The sequence below is a fragment of the Planctobacterium marinum genome, assembly GCF_036322805.1.
In the GTDB taxonomy this organism is placed as follows: domain Bacteria; phylum Pseudomonadota; class Gammaproteobacteria; order Enterobacterales; family Alteromonadaceae; genus Planctobacterium; species Planctobacterium marinum_A.
This window is the reverse complement of sequence record NZ_AP027272.1, coordinates 1,944,041-1,962,869: the sequence shown is the minus strand read 5'-3', so window position 1 is coordinate 1,962,869 and position 18,829 is coordinate 1,944,041. Positions and strand designations below refer to the sequence as shown.

Here is an 18,829-nt window from a genome sequence, read left to right as displayed (position 1 = left end):
TATCCGTTGAATACGTGTATCAGATAGGCCCGAATTTATACCTCGGGCCATATTAAGGTTTTCCTTTGTAAACTATCAGGTACGATTTATAACAAAAGTATAAAAATTGTGATGAAATCACGAAAGTAAAAATAACTTGATACGGTCCCAATGAATACTCAGGAAAAGCAAAGAAAGTATGAAAAGCTGGTGAAGGACCTGCATAGCGACGTTTATCGTTACGCTTATTGGCTGATAAAAGACAAAGCCATAGCAGAGGACGTTGTTCAGGAAACCTTTTTAAGAGCCTGGAAATCACTTGATTCACTCAAGGATGACAAAGCCGCCAAAGCATGGCTTATCACTATCTTACGGCGAGAAAATGCACGCCGATTTGAACGAAAACAATTCGACCTGGTGGATATGGATGACGTTTCCTTGGCTGATGAAGGCCCTCATCATGATACTCAGTTAGAACATGATGAGTTACACGGATTGATGGCGAACCTGAGTGATGAGTACCGAGAGCCATTGATGTTACAGGTAATATTCGGCTTCAATGGCGAAGAAATTGCACAAGAGTTGCAACTTAATAAAAACACAGTAATGACCAGATTGTTTAGGGCCCGAAATCAATTGAAAGATGCCCTTGAAAAAGGCGAGAAGTGAGTAATGACATCCACATCGGATTTAGAACAAATTAAACAAGCGATTGCTGCCGACCCCTTCAGTGAGGATGAGGCCATTATGCATGCGATAGCGCAAGATGAGACGCTAAAAGTTTATCGCAACGAAATGCAGGCACTAGAAGAGGCCATACAAAAAGCGAGTAATGTTGCTGTACCAGAGGGCTTAGCAGCAAAGCTATCGGCAATACCTGAGCAGGAATTAAACGTTGCAGAAGAGGCTAATTCATCGATACAGGCAAGCGACAAGGTAGTTACTCTGCCCAATCGACGCAACCATTACATTCAGTTAGCTATGGCAGCAAGCATCGCGTTTGCAGTTGGTTTGAGTTTTACCTTTTTCGGTCAATCACCAGACATCCGCACCGGCGCGGATCTGGCAATGGCCCATATGTACCATGAACAAGAATATACACAACGAGTATCTCGAGATGTATCTCTTGATGAGATAAATACCAAGCTGGCAACATTTGGCGGAGAGATGCTGCAAACAATTGGAAAAATAACCTACGCTAACTTTTGTTTTTTTGAAAATCAGAAAAGCCTGCACATGGTAATGCAAACTGAGCAAGGCAACATTACCTTGTTTGTCACCCCTGAAGATTTTGAGAAACAAATCGACAGCCACTTCCAGGATAGTGCCTTTGAAGGCAAAAGTTGGAAGGCGCAAAAAGCCGATGTCACTATCATTGGTGAAAAAGGCAAGCTGAATGAAGAACTGGAATCCAGGCTGAAAAACGCCATGCGGTTTTCGGCTTAAGCCGCACTTTAATACGATTATAAGAGATCCGCTTCGGCGGATTTTTTTATTGTTAGTGCTGGGGCACAAAACTGGATTTTTATCGTCAGAAAATGTCATCATGGGACTTCAATTCAGAAAAGAACAATAACAACACGGAATTTTTATGGACCCCTACCTACTTCTCGCTCTCGCCATCTATTTTACGGCCATGTTAGCTATTGGCCTGTTTGCCTTTAAAACCAATGACGCATCTGTTTCTGGCTTCTTACTGGGTGGGCGCAAAGTTGGCCCTGCGGTAACCGCATTATCAGCGGGCGCTTCTGATATGAGCGGCTGGATGTTAATGGGCTTGCCCGGTGCAATGTATATCAGTGGGCTCGCCAGCAGTTGGATCGGCGTTGGATTGCTAATTGGCGCCTGGTGTAATTACACTTTTGTTGCGCCAAGGCTGAGAACCTATACCGAAGTGACTAACTCATTAACTATTCCGGATTTTCTGGAAAGCCGCTTTAAAGACAACACTCGTCTACTGCGCATTATATCTGCCGTGGTTATCATTATTTTCTTCGCCATATACACCTCTTCAGGTGTCGTTGGCGGTGGCAAGTTATTCGAAAGTGCGTTTGAACTTCCCTACGAATTGGGACTGTATATCACCGCAGGCATCGTAGTTGTATATACATTATTTGGCGGCTATCTCGCCGTGAGCATGACGGATTTTGTACAAGGCTGCATCATGTTCGTTGCTTTGATCATGGTACCTGTTGTTGCAATTTTTCAATTGGGTGGAATTTCCGAAACCGGCACCATTATCGAGCAAGTCAATGCCGAGGCCTTTAATTTAGTCAATGGCGTTTCTGCAATCGCTATTGTTTCTAGTATGGCATGGGGACTGGGCTATTTCGGTCAGCCCCATATCATCGTGCGTTTTATGGCGATTTCCGGCGTTAAAGAACTTAAAGTCGCTCGTAAAATTGGCATGAGCTGGATGCTGGTAACCTTGATCGGAGCTTTGAGTGTTGGCTTGACCGGACTGGCTTACGTGCAGCAGATGCAGCTGTCACTATCTGATCCTGAAACTATATTCATATTGTTGTCCAATACCCTGTTCCACCCCTTTATTTCGGGATTCTTATTAGCGGCTATCCTGGCGGCGATTATGAGTACCATATCTTCACAGTTACTGGTGACCTCTAGCTCTTTGGCCACAGACCTTTACCATGAATTTATCGACCGTCAGGCACCGCAAAACAAGGTACTGTTGGTGAGCCGTATCAGTATATTCCTCGTAGCAGCACTAGCAATTTATATAGCGCATGACCGCGACAGCTCAATACTCTCGCTGGTTTCAAACGCTTGGGCCGGATTTGGCGCTTCATTTGGTCCGCTAATTTTATTTAGCCTATTCTGGAAGCACACCACACGTGCTGGCGCCATTGCGGGTATGTTAACGGGGGCCATTACCGTGCTGGTTTGGATTTATGCACCCATCGGCACCGACAACCAGCCATTGAGCAGCCAACTTTATGAAATTGTGCCCGGGTTTTTGGCTGCAACCATAGCGATTGTAATAGTGAGTAAGGCGACAAAATCTAGCTCTGCTGCTCTGCAGGGCGACTTTGTATCCATGGAAAAAAAGTTGTCATAGTCAATTGCAAAAAGGCAAATTGACTCAAACTGACTTATCAATACAATAGCAAAGAGCATGTTGTTCTTTTCTGTGCAACTTCGCCGCAAAGTTCAACATGCTTTATTAAGGAACTGAGCAATTGAATATTTTCAAGGGCTCAATTGTCTGTCAGCGAAAGCCCCAATAAAGGACCAATTAGCATGGCATTTTATGCAGCACGCCAGCCAATTTTGGATATCAACAAAGCGGTTTATGCCTATGAACTGTTGTTCAGGGAAAGCTTGAAAAACGTCTTTCCTGACGTATGTGAAAACGAAGCAACCTCAAAGATGATCGATGGTTTGCAAACCAATTTGGGGCTAGACACACTCACGCAAAACAAGTTGGCCTTTATCAACTTCACCCACGACACCCTCATCGACAGATATCCATTGCTGTTACCCAATGATCAAGTGGTGGTGGAAGTACTTGAAACCGTAAGACCTGGTAAAAAATTGCTGGCTGCTGTAAAAGAAATTAAAGAACAGGGCTACATAGTCGCACTCGATGACTATATTCACGAACCAGTCTGGAAACACTTCTATCCTTACACTGATATTATCAAAATAGACTGGCAAGCTATGAGTGTTGAGGAAATCAAACAGGTCATCACCGACATTGCCGATTATCCACAAATTAAATTGTTAGCTGAAAAAGTCGAAACACATGAAGACTATCAAACCGCTGTCGATTTGGGCTTTTCTTATTTTCAAGGTTACTTCTTCAGCAAACCCGAGGTACTTAAGGGTTACTCTTTACAACCATCACAATTAGCATTGGCACAACTCATGTCTGAAATGGCTGAGGACGAACCCAACATCAACAAGATAACTCGTGCCTTTGAAATTGATGTCAACATGTCCTTTAAACTTCTCAAGTACGCCCAATCTTCATTGTTCAATAGAGCACAAAAAGAGATAAGTAATATTAAACAGGCGATAGTCGCAATTGGCTTACAGGAATTGCGTCGTTTTGTATCCCTGATGTTTACCGCACAGTTTAAAACGGATAAACCACACGAATTAACCGTTATGTCCTTAACCCGAGCCCGATTCTGCGAATCGATTGCTGCACTACCCGGACAGAAAATCGATAAATCCTCTGCCTTCTTAGTTGGTTTGTTATCCTTGTTGGATGCCATGTTAGATACCAGCATTGAAGAGCTATTGGCCAAGCTACCTCTATCTGAATCGATCAAAACGGCGCTCATCAAAGGCGAGGGTTTGATGGCGGATTACATCAATCTGGTAAGACGTTACGAAAAAGCCGAGTGGGAAGAAGCGTATTTTATTTCAATGAAAATTAATGCTGACTCCGACCGCACAGCAAAGTGCTTTACAGAGGCACAAGCCTGGGCAAGTGAGCGAGCAGAATTCTCGAAATAAGAACCGTCACTGCTCTTATGAAAATTGGGATTGAATTAGTCCAAAAAAACATATTATGAGTTCTCACATTATGTTAAAGTTCTAAGCATATAATAGTTTAATATATTAGTTATAAGTTAGAACATTAGGCTCAATATGTCGTCACAAATCCCCTCTTTAACTCACCTCAGACAACTTGAGGCTGAGAGTATTCAAATTTTCCGTGAAGTTGCCGCCGAATTTGAAAATCCGGTTATGCTTTACTCGGTTGGTAAAGACTCTTCTGTACTCTTGCACTTAGCGCGTAAAGCATTTGCGCCAGGTAAGATTCCATTTCCATTGATGCATGTAAATACCACATGGAAATTCAAAGAAATGATCGAGTTTCGCGACCGCATGGCAGAAAAATACGGTTTCGAACTGATCAGCTACACCAATCCGGAAGGAGCTGACAACAAGATCACGCCATTTACCCATGGCAGTGCCAAATACACGGACATCATGAAAACCCAAGCGTTAAAACAAGCGTTGGACAAATATCAATTTGATGCCGCATTTGGCGGTGCTCGCCGCGACGAAGAAAAATCTCGCGCGAAAGAAAGAGTGTTCTCTTTCCGTGATCAAAACCATCGCTGGGATCCAAAAAACCAGCGTCCAGAGCTCTGGAATATCTATAACTCGCAAATCAATAAAGGCGAAAGCATCCGCGTATTCCCTATGTCTAACTGGACTGAATTAGACATCTGGCAGTACATCTATATGGAAAACATTGAAATCCCAAGTCTGTATTTATCCAAACCTCGTCCGGTTGTTGAACGAGATGGTGTGCAAATTATGGTGGACGATGAGCGTATGCCACTTAAAGAAGGCGAAGTTCCTGAAATGAAGTCAGTACGCTTCCGTACTTTGGGTTGCTATCCATTGACAGGCGCTGTGGAGTCTACCGCCAGTACATTACCTGAAGTTATTCAGGAAATGTTGCTAACCAAAACATCAGAACGCCAGGGCCGTGTCATCGACCACGACTCAGCTGGCTCCATGGAGAAAAAGAAAATGGAGGGTTATTTCTGATGAGCCAAAATATCGTATGGCACGAGCACAATATTGACAAAGCACGCCGGGCAGAGCAAAACAAACAAAAACCGTTAGCTATCTGGTTTACCGGACTAAGCGGATCAGGTAAATCCACACTAGCAGGATTACTTGAGCAAAAACTACAAGCTGAAGGTAAACATACCTATTTGTTAGATGGCGATAACGTCCGCCATGGCTTGTGTGGCGATCTGGGTTTTTCCGATAAAGATCGCGTGGAAAATATCCGTCGCATCAGCGAAGTGGTAAAGCTATTCGTAGATGCAGGCCAAATAGTACTTACTGCTTTCATCTCACCTTTTAAAGCCGACAGAGCATTCTGTCGGGATTTGTTAGACGAGAGTGAGTTTGTAGAAGTATATGTGGATGTACCGTTGGAAATTTGCGAGCAGCGTGATCCGAAAGGTTTGTACAAAAAAGCCAGAGCTGGCGACATCAAACACTTTACGGGTATCGACAGCCCTTATGAGGCACCGGAATCACCTGAAATTCACCTGCAAGTGAATGATGAAAGTCCGGAGTCTGTGACAGAAAAGCTGTATGAGCAATTACTGGAAAAAGGATTTATTTAAGTGAATATGCCAGATAACCTGACAGAATTACTTGAACCCGTTATTGCCATCACACGCGATGCGGGCGATGCCATCATGGCGATTTATCAGAAAGATTTCTCAATCTACGAAAAGTCTGATGATAGCCCGCTTACTGAAGCCGACTTAGCCGCACACAAGATTATTGTACAGCGCCTGGCTGAAATTTCTGACTATCCGATTCTCTCTGAAGAATCAGCGAATATCGATTGGCAAGAAAGAAAAGACTGGCAAACTTATTGGTTGGTAGACCCACTCGATGGCACAAAAGAATTCATCAAAAAGAATGGCGAATTTACCGTCAACATCGCGCTTATTCATCAAGGTAAAGCCATCCTTGGTGTAGTTACCGCACCAGCCATTAATCAAATATATGCTGGCGTCCTGGACGGACCTTGCTTCAAGGAGCTAGAAGACAAATCTCGTACGGAGTTGAATCCGGTTTCTGTCGATAGCGCTGAGCAACTTAAGATTGTGGGTAGCCGCTCTCATCAAAGTCCTGAAATTAAGGGCTTTTTAGAGGCTCTTGGCAAACCAAGTGAATTAGTCGCTATGGGCAGCTCATTGAAATTATGTATGGTAGCTGAAGGTAAAGCCCATCTCTACCCTCGCCTCGGTCCCACCTCTGAATGGGACACGGCAGCGGCTCATGCGGTTGTTAATGCCGCAGGCGGTAAAGTCACCGTAATGACTCAAAATGAAAATGGCGTATGGCAAGACTCAGGTGTTGAGTTGCTATACAACCAAAAAGAATCTGTTTTAAACCCTTATTTCCTGGTGAGTGCATAACGATGCATAACGAAAACGAACTACTTCAACAAGACGTATTAGCTTATCTCGAGCAGCATGAAAAGAAAGATCTGCTGCGTTTTCTAACCTGCGGTAGCGTGGATGACGGCAAGAGTACTCTGATTGGACGACTTCTGCATGACTCTAAAATGATCTATGAGGATCAATTGGCTGCCGTTGTTAAAGACAGCAAAAAGCTGGGAACCACCGGAGAAAAAGTCGATCTGGCATTGTTGGTGGACGGCTTGCAATCCGAACGTGAACAAGGCATTACCATTGATGTTGCCTATCGTTATTTCTCGACGGATAAACGCAAATTCATTATTGCAGATACTCCGGGACACGAGCAATACACACGTAACATGGTAACAGGTGCATCTACCTGTGATTTGGCCATCATTTTGGTGGACGCACGTCATGGTGTACAAGTACAAACTAAACGCCACTCGTTCCTGGTGTCCTTATTGGGTATCAAAAATATTGTAGTAGCCATCAACAAAATGGATCTGATGGATTACAAACAAGATGTGTTTGAAAAAATCCGTTCCGACTTCAATGTTTTCGCCAAAGATCTGGCCTTTGAAGATGTTAACTTTGTGCCTATTTCGGCTCTGAATGGTGACAACGTGGTTAATCCATCTGAGCATCTTTCCTGGTACGAAGGCGCACCTCTGATGGAAATTCTTGAAACTATCGAGATTGACCGCAATAAAAACAAAACTGACTTCCGCTTCCCGGTACAATATGTAAACCGTCCTAACCTGAACTTCAGAGGTTTTGCCGGCACAATCGTATCTGGAGACATTAAAGTAGGTGACCAAATCACGGCGTTACCTTCCGGTAAAAGCTCCAAGGTCAAATCTATCGTCACCTTTGATGACGACCTGCAATATGCCCACACACCGCAAGCAGTGACCTTAACACTGGAAGATGAAATCGATATTTCACGCGGTGATATGATCGTCAAATCGGATAATGTCCCAGCCAGCTCAGACGCATGGACTGCGCATTTGGTATGGATGGCAGAAGAAGCATTAATGCCAAACAAACAATACGCCATCAAGTTCGCCACTAAAAAGGTGACAGGCAGTATCTCTGATATTGACCACAAAATAGATGTCAATACGCTAGAGAAAAGCGAGGCTGTGCACCTTGAGTTAAACGAGATTGCTCAAGTACAACTTAAGCTCACTGAGGCAGTTGCTGCTGACCCTTACGCGCAAAATCGAGCCACTGGTGCTTTCATTGTTATTGATCGTATCAGCAACGCTACTGTCGGTGCTGGAATGGTAATCAATGCAAACGAGAGCCAACAAACTTCAGAAAAAGGCGATTTTTCTGAATTTGAGCTTGAGTTCAACGCACTTGTACGTAAACATTTCCCTCACTGGCAAGCAATTGATATTTCACAACTGAAATAGTTAGGTGATATGGAAATAACGCAAATATTGGTACTCGGGATTTTTCTGAGTACCATTTTAGGCTTGGTGTTCTCCAACAAAAGCCCAAGCCTGATATTCGCCCTTGCGACAATGACGTTGCTGTTAACTGGTAGCCTGGAAGTTAATCAGGTACTCAGTAATCTCAATAATCGCGGATTGGTCATTTTGGTACTGCTTCTGTTAGTCAGTATTGGAGTGGATAAATCTCGCATTATGAAAACGCTCGCCAGGAAACTCATCACGGCGAACAAAACCTTATCCACTTTAAAAGTACTGGGCATTTCGTATTTCAGCTCTGCCATTCTCAATAATACCGCAGTGGTGGCAACGCTAACTGGACCACTAACTCATAATCAACACATCGCACCTTCAAAACTACTCATACCATTATCTTATGCGGCAATTTTAGGGGGAACGGTAACCTTGGTGGGTACTTCTACCAATTTGATCGTTGACAGTTTCCTGATAGAGCACGGTCAACCGGGTTTTCGCTTTTGGGACTTTACTCTTTATGGCTTAACAGCCGGATTGAGTTGTTGTTTACTTATATATCTGTTGCAAGGCATGCTGCCAGACTTAAAACCCAGAGCAAATGAATTTAAGAATTATATTATCGAGGCTAAAGTCGTCGATAGCTCGCCATTAATAGGCAAATCCATAGAAGAAAATCATCTGCGCAACCTGCCGGAATTATTTCTCGTGGAAATAGTGAGGAAAAAACAACTTATCAGCCCGGTACACCCGGATACAGTGATCCAGGCGGGAGATAAACTTATTTTTTCTGGCAACATCGAACGCGTGGATACCTTGGATCACATTCCGGGTTTGAGCTTTTTCGCAGATAGTAATGGATTGTTAAGAGAAAACCTGACGGAAGTCATCATCACAAATCGCGCGCCAATTATTGGTAAGAGTCTCAAAGCTGTTGGGTTTCGCTCGATGTTTGACGCCGCTGTTATGGGCATTCGCCGCGATGGTGAAAAGCTAAGCGGTAAATTAGGTGAGATAAAATTGAAAGCCGGTGACTTCCTTCTGCTGGCAACCGGAGCGGATTTTAAAACCCGTCCCTACCTTAACAATAACTTCTTTTTACTCAATGAGCTTAAAGTCGAGAAGAAACTCCATGGCTGGCAGGATATTATCGCGGTTGGGGGATTTTTAAGCGCGATTTCTCTGGCAGCGTTTAATGTGCTGTCTCTTGAGCTAACGCTTCTATTCTTGTTAGTGATATTGGTATTAACAAGAGTGGTATCCAGCAACGAACTCAAGCGCAGTTTGCCTACCAATCTGATCATTGTCATAGTAGGTGCACTATCGCTGTCGGCGGCGCTTGAAAACACCGGAACCATCGCTCTATTAACCGATTGGCTGCAACCAATTTTACTGGGCAGTTCGCCATTTATGGTGTTGATTGCCGTTTACCTTAGTACCCTGGTACTTACCGAGCTGGTAACCAATAATGCCGCGGCAGCACTCATGTTTCCTTTTGCATGGGGGATCAGCACTGCGATGAATTTACCCATTATGCCGTTTGCATTGGCCGTCGCTTTTGCAGCAAGCGCTAGTTTTATTTCGCCCTGGGGTTATCAAACTAATCTATTGGTATTCAGCGCCGGAGAATATCGATTTAAAGATTTTGTGCGCATCGGACTGCCCATTTCAGCGGCTTTCTCAACTATCATCCTGTTTATGTTGAAGTGGCAATATGGCTTTTAGCGGCAATTTGCTTAATAGCCTGCGTCCCCCCGAACAAATAAAATCGTATCGGTCTTATACAAAAACCAGGATAAACTTTTCTCCGTTTCTTCACTAGTGTGGTCTTAATACAATACCGGTGACCAGGACTGGAACTCTATTCTTCCGTAACTTAATTACATTTTATTTGACTTAGTTTTCAAAAAATCAAGCTTTTTAGAAAAATAAGATACGCCCCGCAAACAAGTTAATGTGAAATCACTTACTCAAAAAACTTAGTATGCGGATTGCACTGCACCCAACAAAAAGTGTACCTATATCCACCCCAAGTCATTTAACAATCAGCTTTTACTCGAAACAGGCAAAATTCAGTTTATTTATTGTAATTTAAATAATTACATTTGATTACATTTTTCAGCAATGTGTAACAATATCTTTACGTAACTTTATTTTTTGAGTCATGGGAATGTTGTTGTGACCGTTATTCTTAAAAGGCTGCAGCGCAATACAGAAAAATAACGGAAACAATTAGGCTTCTTTATTTACCTTTTTTACACTTCACCCTTTTCTGTTTACAGCATTTTTTTCCTTTGCTAAAACCTTGAATCGAAAATTATTTACCTGCACAACTGATCTGATCAGTTACAACAAATCAAACAAAACCGCGGGAAATAATTTCGAAATAAAAAAACAACAAGTGTTTAAGGAAACAACAAGAATGAAATTTAATAAAACTACGGTCGCCCTACTCTGCGCTGCCTCAATTGGCTCAGCAGTTCAGGCCTCCCCAATGACGGCAGTGGCACAAAAAGCGTCTGCACAAGAGCAAAACGCGAGGCCAACTGGATTCGCTCAATGGCGCGCTGAACAAAAAAGACAAAAATATGCCGATACCACCGACCAAATTATCGTTAAGCTAAGCAGCGCGAATGACGTTTTAGCTTTGAAAATGGCGGATGAAGCGCCTGAAGCTTTGAAGAACCAGTCTAATCTGAAAGGCGGTAGCTTAGCGGCTCGTGGTCAACAAATCATGATGGACTTTTCTTTCAGAGCCGGCAAAGCGTTGTCTTTTGTCAAAGCCCATGGACAAGATAGTGTAATTTTGAAATTACCTGCAGAATTGCACGTTAATGACATTGATTTTATTACTTCTAACTTGAGCAACTCTTCTTATGCTGCGCGTGCTGAGAAGAATCCAAAGCGTTGGCCAATGGCTGAATCTTCACCTTGGGGTATTGCCAATGTGCAAGCAGACCAGGTAAGCGATGCCAGCGCCAGCAACATGACTGTGTGTATCATCGACTCTGGTTACGATATCACTAATCCTGACCTGGCTGCCAATAATGCCTCTGGAACCAACGACAGTGGTACAGGCCAATGGTCTACACCAGGTGGTTCTCACGGTACTCACGTTGCCGGTACCATTGCTGCGGTAAACAACAATGAAGGTGTCGTTGGTGTGTTACCTAACACCAATGTCAATCTGCACATCATTAAAGTGTTTACTGAATCAGGTTGGGCATACAGTAGTGATTTGGTAGATGCGATCCAGGACTGTAAAACTGCGGGTTCAAAAGTGGTTAACATGTCTTTGGGTGGTCCAAGCTCCACGACATCTGAAAGCAATGCAATGCAGGCCTTTGAAGATGATGGCATGTTGCTAATCGCCGCGGCGGGTAACGATGGTGATGCCACTGACTCCTATCCTGCCTCTTATAATGCTGTAGTTTCAGTAGCAGCTGTTGATGAGACAGGCTTACATGCTGAGTTTTCGCAATACACCTCGCAAGTTGAATTATCGGGTCCAGGTGAAGCAATACTGTCTACAGTAGGTGTAGGTGACGGCCGTCAAGGTTTCATTACTTACAATGGCTCAACCACTGGTGATGATCGCGTGTTACCGCAATCACGTTATGTGCCCTCAGGTAGCAGCTATTCAATTTCCAATATCAATGGCACTGTTTCCGGTGAGCTTGCTAGTTGCAGCATGACTGCTGGCAGTTACAGCTGTGGCAATATGTCTGGCAAAATCTGTATCGCTGAACGTTACGAAAATCAATCAGGCTCAAACTATCCAGAAATCAATCCTGCGCAAGCTTGTGCTAACGCTGGTGCGAGCGGTGTGATTGTTTACAGTAACTCTGCTCGTCCTGGTCTTCAAAATCCGTTTGTAGTGGACGCCAACACTGTAGTTGATATGCCAACAGTATCTGTCAATCGCGCCTTAGGTCAGGACTTGCTGGCCAATGTGGGCTCCAACGCCACACTAGAAGTAAGAGGCAATACGGATTACGCCTATTACAATGGTACGTCTATGGCAACTCCGCATGTTGCAGGTGTTGCGGCATTGGCGTGGAGTAATAACCCAAGCTGTACTGCAACTGAAGTCAGAAATGCACTTAAGCAAACTGCATTAGATCTGGACAACGCTGGCAGAGATAACCGCACTGGTTGGGGACTGGTCCAAACCAAAGCAGCCTCTGACTATATGGCAGCTAATTGTGCAGGCACAGGTGGCGGCACCGGTGGTGGTGGCGGTACAGGGGAAACCGCACTAACTAATGGCGTAGCTAAAACTGGCTTGTCTGGTTCCACAAGCGATGAGCAAGTCTTTACATTAGCAGTGCCTGCAGGTGCCACTGATCTTGAATTCAACCTTGCTGGCGGCAGCGGTGACGCTGACCTATACGTAAGCTTCGGTTCAGAGCCAACTACCTCTAACTACGATTGTCGTTCTTGGAATTCAGGAAACACTGAAAGCTGTTCTTTCAGCAGCGCTCAGGAAGGCACCTATTATGTTAAAGTTCACGCCTATTCTACTTATAGCGGGGCTTCATTAACTGGTAGTTTTACTGACAACAGCGGTGGTGGTTCAGGTGGTGAAGGTAGCACAGGCGAACTGACTGATCTGTCTGCTTCTCGCAACGCTTGGTTACACTATACCTTTGACATGCCAGCGGGCATGAGCAGTGCTGAGTTCAGCATCTCAGGTGGCACAGGTGACGCTGACCTTTACGTAAGAAAAGGCGCGCAACCTACAACCACCACTTATGATTGCCGCCCCTATGAGTCTGGCAACAACGAAACTTGTACTTTCAGCAACCCTGGACAGGATACCTGGCATATCAGCATCCGTGCTTACCGTGCATTCTCAGGTCTGACACTAAACTGGAACGTTCAATAAAAAAATCCCCTGGATATGACTCGTCATGGATGACGTCTTTTTGGGAAAAAACCAGTTCCATCGAATGTTCTGTGGAACTGGTACAAAAAAGCCGCGATGAATCGCGGCTTTTTTATATGTTGCTGTGTCCCGTCCTGAAATGTGTTTACACATTTAGGACTTATTATGAGAAACCCAGATAAACAACGCGTTAAACGAACTCAACGTGATTACACCTTAGGCTTTAAATTGGCCGTTGTAGCGCAAGTCGAAAAAGGCGACTTCACCTACAAACAAGCTCAAAAGCACTTTGGCATTCAAGGCCGAAGTACAGTTCTCGTCTGGCTACGAAAGCATGGTAAGCTGGATTGGTCTGAGCCTTTGATGCATTCACTTATGTCTCAATCCAACGAAACACCCGCCCAAAAGATTAAGCGTTTAGAACGCGCATTAGCTGATGCTGAACTCAAAATTGATGTTCTGGAAGAGGTAGTAACCCGTGTTGATAACGAGTGTGGGAGTAACTACAGAAAAAAGTACTACGACAAGCTCTCTGGGCGGGAAAAGTTGAAAAACGAAGAAAGCTAGCTCGTTGTTGTCGCCTATTCGGATTTACACCTCAAGGGCTTTATCAGTGGGTTAAGCGGTTTAACGATAAGCAGCAGAGGCTAATGCCGGTTAAGGACATGGTGCTGTATTGGCGCCAGTACATGCCGCGGATTGGGACTCGAAAGCTCTACCAACTGATGAAACCAGAGCTTGATAAACTTGGCATTAAGTTGGGGCGTGATGGACTGTTTGATTATTTACGCGCAGAAGGCATGTTGGTTAAACCCAAACGTAGTTACACAAAAACAACCGACAGCCGTCACTGGATGAAAAAGCACCCGAATCTACTGAAGGACTATCAACCTCAACAGGCTGAGGATGTGCTTGTGAGTGATATTACCTACGTGAAGTCAGATGCGGGTACGCACTATTTATCATTAACAACGGATGCATATTCCCGAAAGATAATGGGGTATGAACTCAGCGATGAAATGAAAGCAACAGATGTGGTTAAGGCACTCAATATGAGTATCAAGCATAAGTACTATAACCATCCAATGATTCATCACTCAGACCGAGGAGTGCAATATTGCTCTGAGGAATATCAGGCTGTCCTGAGAAATCACAACATTACTCCATCTATGACCGATGGTTATGATTGCTATCAGAATGCCTTAGCAGAAAGAATCAATGGCATACTAAAGCAGGAGTTCTTGTTGCATCAGTGCAAGAATAGGCGGGAATTAAAGCAACTCGTGGATGAATCGATATACATCTACAATGAGATGAGGCCGCACTTGAGTTTGGGAATGAAAACACCTAACCAGGTGCATTACGAAAAAGGCCGATAGATAAAATCTACCGGCCTGCATAAAACGTCAACGTATTTTAGGACGAGACACTGAATTAACCTTTTCGCCAGGTGGTACCCGAAGGACCATCTTCCAGCACAATATTCATGGCATTGAGTTCATCTCGCGCGGCATCCGCTTGCGCCCAATCTTTTGCAGCTCTGGCATCGTTGCGTTTTTTAATCAAGGCTTCAATCAGCGCCGATTCATCTTCCCCGGCTCCACCTTGCAAATAACTCTCTGGTGATAGTTGCAAAAAGCCCATTACATTACCGAGGAATTTCAATGTGGCAGCCAAGCGAGGCTTTAACTCCGCGCTTTGCTCACGGTTGATATCTTTAGCCAATTCAAACAGCACTGCAAAAGCTTCAGGCGTATTAAAATCATCGTCCATCGCTGAATCAAACCGGGCGACATAGCTTTCAACTGGCTCAAGTGAATCGTCAAATTCAACATCTCTTAATGCCGTATATAAACGCTCTAAACCTGCTTTCGCCTGTTTGATATTATCCTCTGAATAATTCAACTGAGAGCGATAATGAGCTGACATCAAGAAATAACGCAGTGTTTCCGCGTCGTATTGCTTAAGCACATCACGCAATGTAAAGAAGTTGCCTAAAGATTTAGACATCTTTTCCTGATTCACCTGAACCATACCAGTGTGCACCCAAGTGTTAACATACGGGGTATCAAAGGCGCAGCAAGATTGCGCAACTTCATTCTCATGGTGTGGAAATATCAAATCTGAGCCACCACCGTGAATATCGAAATGCGCGCCTAAATGTTTGTGGTTCATGGCGGAACATTCAATGTGCCAGCCCGGACGGCCAACGCCCCAAGGCGACTCCCAGCCTGGCTCACCCGGTTTCACCATCTTCCACAACACGAAATCCAGTGGTGCCCGTTTACTGGTTTCCACTTCAACTCGCGCACCGGCATTGAGCTGCTCCAAATCTTGCTTGCCTAGCTTTCCATAAGCCTTATAGGTGCTAACTTCAAACAATACATCGCCGTTATCCGCTTGATAGGCATGGCCCTTATCCACAAGACGCTGGATTACATCAATGATCTCAGGCATGTGGGTGGTAACACGAGGTTCGATATCAGCAGGCAGTAAACCGATACTATCAAAGTCTTTGTGCATCTCAGCAATGGTTCGCTCCGTGAACTGTTGAACATCTTCGCCGCGTTCATTGGCGCGTTTAATGATTTTATCGTCAACATCAGTGATGTTGCGCACATAATTCACATCAAAACCTTTATGGCGCAGATAGCGCACCATTAAATCAAAACTCAGATAGGTACGGGCATGTCCCATGTGACACAAGTCATACACCGTGATACCGCAGACGTACATACCCACTTTACCGGCTTGTAACGGTTTGAAGGCTTCTTTCTTTTGGGTCAAGGTGTTGTATATGTGCAACATGAAATCGTGGTTCCTTTATCCTGTTTTATGGGACGCGAAGTTTACCACTGCCCCTGAGATGGGCCAACCTAATTCAGGAAAAACAACACACATTAATGGTTGCTCTTGTAATTCGCATCATTCGCCACCATCATGTGCTATTCAAGCGCACCCGATAGTGCAACCCCGTAACTAATCAGGACTCATTATGGTTTCTTTACACACCAACTTTGGCGTTATCAAAATTAAACTAGACGAAGAAAAAGCACCGAACACGTCGGCCAATTTCCTTTCTTATGTAAACGACGGTTTTTACGACAATACGATTTTTCACCGCGTGATTAATAACTTCATGATCCAGGGCGGCGGCATGGAGCCGGGCATGGGCGAAAAAACCACTAAAGAGCCTATCCAAAACGAAGCAAACAATGGTCTGAGTAACAAAAAAGGCAGCATTGCTATGGCTCGTACCATGGATCCTCATTCCGCTACAGCGCAATTCTTTATCAACGTAGCTGACAATGACTTTTTAAACTTCAAGAGCGAAAGCCGCGATGGTTGGGGCTACTGCGTATTTGGTGAAGTGGTTGAAGGTATGGACGTTGTTGAAAAAATCAAAAACGTTGAAACTGGTAGCCACGGCTTCCACCAAGATGTACCACTAGAAGAAGTGATCATTGAAAAGGCTGTTGCTGAATAAATCACATTATTAGGGCAGCGGTTGTCTGCCCGTTAATCTCTTCAAAATCATCTTTGCGACAATAGTAAACCTCGTGAAAAAAACGTTATTTATTGCCGACTTACATTTGAGTGATAACCGCCCGGACATCACCCAGTGTTTTATCCACTTCCTCAGTTCTATCGATACAAAAAATACCGACAAACTTTTTATATTAGGCGACTTATTCGAAGCCTGGGTGGGTGATGATGACGACAATCAGTTCACGCGCACCGTGGCCAATGCCATTAAAAGTGTGCGAGAACAAGGTGTTCCGGTGTTTTTTATTCATGGCAATCGCGACTTTTTGATCCGCCAACAATATGCCCATCAATGCGGCATGGAACTGTTACCCGAGCAGCAGGTTATCGACCTCTATGGCACCCCTACCTTAATACTGCACGGCGATGAACTCTGTACAAGAGATGTGGCTTACCAAAAGTTTCGCAAAAAGGCCCGCGGTTGGTGGTGGCCAAGACTGGTATTGTGGCTGCCGCTGAAAAAACGCAAGGAAATAGCCCAGAAAGGCCGGGAAACCAGTAAAAAAAATCAACAGGCGCTATCAGCCGACATTATGGATGTGACCCCAGAAGAAGTACTCAATTACCTGGATAAATTTGCGGTTAAACAAATGATTCACGGCCACACGCACCGCCCGGCAATCCACAATATCACCACCCATAATGGCGAAGCAGCTAAACGCATTGTTGTCGGTGATTGGTATGAACAAGGCAGCGTTCTGACTGTAACTAAAGAAGGTATGACTTTAGCCAACCTGCCTTTTCAAGAGGTCACTGATCATCCTGCATAAACCGTGATTTTATTGGCGATGTCCATCAAAATCGTCCGTAACTCGTCATAATCAGGATACTTGATCTGAATCCAGGCATTGGCCATGTAACCGGCGTTAATCGGCTGTGTCGGCGTACCTGTCTCAGGAAAGTGACAATTGATAATCCACTCTCCGTATTGCTGCATTACCTGCTCGACCCCGGTGTAACCGTGAATTTTACCATCTTGATTAGGGCGTAAACTCAAAATCGCCGCTGAGTAGCGTCGTGACAACACACCGTGGCATTGACCATAGAGTACAGTATCCGCCCACTCTTTATACAAATCGATATCATTAGCGGCGCAATAGAGATCCCACTGCCCCACTCCGGGAGGACGGGCACCTATCTCAGAAAACTTCAGTCCTTTTTCTCCTGCGAACCACTCCATGTGGGTGGGTACATTTTGCAAACCAATGTCTTGTATTACTTTTTGACCTAACTCTTTGAGTGGTTGGTAATCGGGTAAATCACTGCGGTTAGTAACGATTATATACGGTGAAATCCAGCGCGTACGCATCGCTTCCAGTACATTGGGATAATAATGAGACACGAAATCGTGCTGTATTTTCCCGCCTGCTACAAGTGTATCGTAAAACCCTTCATGGCCTTCGATAAACTCTTCTAACGCTGCGGAATTGCCCTTATCAATGCCGGTATCTTCAATGGCGGGCATTAAATCCTGCGGGCCATTGCAGCGCCAGGTAGCGGATGCCCCGGCACCATCGCGTGGCTTAACAATGATCGGATAACCTACCTTTTCAACAAAGGTTTGCACTTGCTCAACACTATCAGCTGCCGTAAATGCGGCACACGGAATACCACGCTCCTGCATAAACTGTTTCATGGTGGTTTTATCACGACAAATCCAGGTTTGCTCAAAACTCATACCCGGAATAGTACAAGCTTCTCTTACTTCTGCTGCCGCTAACATGTGAGACTCGATGGTGGCCTCCAGTCTATCCACCCACTCCTGACTTTGCACATAACGCACACACTCTAGAAGCGCCTGAGTATCGGTGACATTGCTGATTTGATAATAGGCATCCAGTTGCCGTTTAACCTCTTCGGGCATGTGTTCCGCTGGTCGGTCGCCGATGCCAGAAACCTTGGCACCTGCTGATTTTAACGCTCGAACAAAGTGTTGTTGATAGGATGGAAAATCTGGCGCAATGAAAAGCACGTGCATTTAATTTAATCCCGTTACCAAGCTAGTGAAGTAGTTATTGATGAAACAACTATGGCAGAGGAAATCATAAGTG

General features: G+C 44.5%; 15 protein-coding genes. 13 read left to right on the top strand and 2 right to left on the bottom strand.

Translation table 11 applies throughout. The features are described 5' to 3' along the window. Positions 1 to 150: 150 nt before the first annotated feature. From AABA75_RS08775 to AABA75_RS08725, 11 genes are all read left to right on the top strand, one after another. The gene (locus tag AABA75_RS08775; RefSeq protein WP_338292236.1) at positions 151 to 648 is read left to right on the top strand and encodes a sigma-70 family RNA polymerase sigma factor; all 498 of its coding nucleotides are present in this window, start codon (positions 151 to 153) and stop codon (positions 646 to 648) included. 3 nt (positions 649 to 651) lie between these two features. Beyond that, on the top strand, positions 652 to 1,425 hold the full coding sequence (locus AABA75_RS08770; RefSeq protein ID WP_338292235.1) for a DUF3379 family protein: 774 nt from the start codon (positions 652 to 654) through the stop codon (positions 1,423 to 1,425). 145 nt (positions 1,426 to 1,570) lie between these two features. Then, on the top strand, positions 1,571 to 3,055 hold the full coding sequence (gene putP, locus AABA75_RS08765; protein WP_338292234.1) for a sodium/proline symporter PutP: 1,485 nt from the start codon (positions 1,571 to 1,573) through the stop codon (positions 3,053 to 3,055). A 182-nt stretch (positions 3,056 to 3,237) separates the two neighbouring features. Continuing rightward, on the top strand, positions 3,238 to 4,461 hold the full coding sequence (locus AABA75_RS08760; RefSeq protein WP_338292233.1) for an EAL and HDOD domain-containing protein: 1,224 nt from the start codon (positions 3,238 to 3,240) through the stop codon (positions 4,459 to 4,461). A gap of 135 nt (positions 4,462 to 4,596) precedes the next feature. Next, positions 4,597 to 5,511: a sulfate adenylyltransferase subunit CysD gene (gene cysD, locus AABA75_RS08755; RefSeq protein WP_338292232.1), complete on the top strand. Its 915-nt coding sequence runs from the start codon at positions 4,597 to 4,599 to the stop codon at positions 5,509 to 5,511. Beyond that, positions 5,511 to 6,104 (top strand): adenylyl-sulfate kinase, encoded by a 594-nt coding sequence (gene cysC / locus AABA75_RS08750; protein WP_338292231.1) that lies wholly within the window; start codon positions 5,511 to 5,513, stop codon positions 6,102 to 6,104. Before cysD ends, cysC begins: the two co-directional genes overlap by 1 nt. A 6-nt stretch (positions 6,105 to 6,110) precedes the next feature. Beyond that, positions 6,111 to 6,911 (top strand): 3'(2'),5'-bisphosphate nucleotidase CysQ, encoded by an 801-nt coding sequence (cysQ, locus tag AABA75_RS08745; protein ID WP_338294828.1) that lies wholly within the window; start codon positions 6,111 to 6,113, stop codon positions 6,909 to 6,911. 2 nt (positions 6,912 to 6,913) lie between these two features. Beyond that, the gene (gene cysN / locus AABA75_RS08740; protein ID WP_338292230.1) at positions 6,914 to 8,332 is read left to right on the top strand and encodes a sulfate adenylyltransferase subunit CysN; all 1,419 of its coding nucleotides are present in this window, start codon (positions 6,914 to 6,916) and stop codon (positions 8,330 to 8,332) included. Positions 8,333 to 8,341: 9 nt separating this feature from the next. Further along, the gene (locus tag AABA75_RS08735; RefSeq protein ID WP_338292229.1) at positions 8,342 to 10,069 is read left to right on the top strand and encodes an SLC13 family permease; all 1,728 of its coding nucleotides are present in this window, start codon (positions 8,342 to 8,344) and stop codon (positions 10,067 to 10,069) included. Positions 10,070 to 10,766: 697 nt separating this feature from the next. Next, positions 10,767 to 13,232, top strand: a complete 2,466-nt coding sequence (locus AABA75_RS08730; protein ID WP_338292228.1) for a S8 family serine peptidase — start codon at positions 10,767 to 10,769, stop codon at positions 13,230 to 13,232. 165 nt (positions 13,233 to 13,397) lie between these two features. Then, positions 13,398 to 14,611 (top strand): IS3 family transposase gene (locus AABA75_RS08725; RefSeq protein WP_338291436.1). Its coding sequence is split into 2 segments (ribosomal slippage): positions 13,398 to 13,734 and positions 13,734 to 14,611, totalling 1,215 coding nucleotides; the frame shifts between segments, so codons are not numbered across the junction. Between the two features lie 55 nt (positions 14,612 to 14,666). On the opposite strand, the gene cysS is transcribed toward AABA75_RS08725, so the two are convergent. Then, on the bottom strand, positions 14,667 to 16,040 hold the full coding sequence (cysS, locus tag AABA75_RS08720) for a cysteine--tRNA ligase (protein WP_338292227.1): 1,374 nt from the start codon (positions 16,038 to 16,040) through the stop codon (positions 14,667 to 14,669). Between the two features lie 187 nt (positions 16,041 to 16,227). On the opposite strand from cysS, the gene AABA75_RS08715 reads away from it, so the two are divergent. Beyond that, positions 16,228 to 16,719: a peptidylprolyl isomerase gene (locus tag AABA75_RS08715; protein WP_338292226.1), complete on the top strand. Its 492-nt coding sequence runs from the start codon at positions 16,228 to 16,230 to the stop codon at positions 16,717 to 16,719. Positions 16,720 to 16,792: 73 nt separating this feature from the next. Further along, a complete protein-coding gene (locus tag AABA75_RS08710) occupies positions 16,793 to 17,548 on the top strand; it encodes a UDP-2,3-diacylglucosamine diphosphatase (RefSeq protein WP_338292225.1) in 756 nt (251 codons plus the stop codon). Here the strand turns inward: AABA75_RS08710 and AABA75_RS08705 are convergent. Continuing rightward, on the bottom strand, positions 17,536 to 18,756 hold the full coding sequence (locus AABA75_RS08705) for an ATP-grasp domain-containing protein (protein ID WP_338292224.1): 1,221 nt from the start codon (positions 18,754 to 18,756) through the stop codon (positions 17,536 to 17,538). The two genes, AABA75_RS08710 and AABA75_RS08705, sit on opposite strands and share 13 nt — an antisense overlap. Positions 18,757 to 18,829 lie beyond the last annotated feature (73 nt).

Coding starts and splice junctions, on each gene's coding strand:
- AABA75_RS08775 (WP_338292236.1), top strand. CDS start 151: ATGAATACTCAGGAAAAGCAAAGAAAGTATGAAAAGCTGGTGAAGGAC.
- AABA75_RS08770 (WP_338292235.1), top strand. CDS start 652: ATGACATCCACATCGGATTTAGAACAAATTAAACAAGCGATTGCTGCC.
- putP (WP_338292234.1), top strand. CDS start 1,571: ATGGACCCCTACCTACTTCTCGCTCTCGCCATCTATTTTACGGCCATG.
- AABA75_RS08760 (WP_338292233.1), top strand. CDS start 3,238: ATGGCATTTTATGCAGCACGCCAGCCAATTTTGGATATCAACAAAGCG.
- cysD (WP_338292232.1), top strand. CDS start 4,597: ATGTCGTCACAAATCCCCTCTTTAACTCACCTCAGACAACTTGAGGCT.
- cysC (WP_338292231.1), top strand. CDS start 5,511: ATGAGCCAAAATATCGTATGGCACGAGCACAATATTGACAAAGCACGC.
- cysQ (WP_338294828.1), top strand. CDS start 6,111: ATGCCAGATAACCTGACAGAATTACTTGAACCCGTTATTGCCATCACA.
- cysN (WP_338292230.1), top strand. CDS start 6,914: ATGCATAACGAAAACGAACTACTTCAACAAGACGTATTAGCTTATCTC.
- AABA75_RS08735 (WP_338292229.1), top strand. CDS start 8,342: ATGGAAATAACGCAAATATTGGTACTCGGGATTTTTCTGAGTACCATT.
- AABA75_RS08730 (WP_338292228.1), top strand. CDS start 10,767: ATGAAATTTAATAAAACTACGGTCGCCCTACTCTGCGCTGCCTCAATT.
- cysS (WP_338292227.1), bottom strand. CDS start 16,040: ATGTTGCACATATACAACACCTTGACCCAAAAGAAAGAAGCCTTCAAA.
- AABA75_RS08715 (WP_338292226.1), top strand. CDS start 16,228: ATGGTTTCTTTACACACCAACTTTGGCGTTATCAAAATTAAACTAGAC.
- AABA75_RS08705 (WP_338292224.1), bottom strand. CDS start 18,756: ATGCACGTGCTTTTCATTGCGCCAGATTTTCCATCCTATCAACAACAC.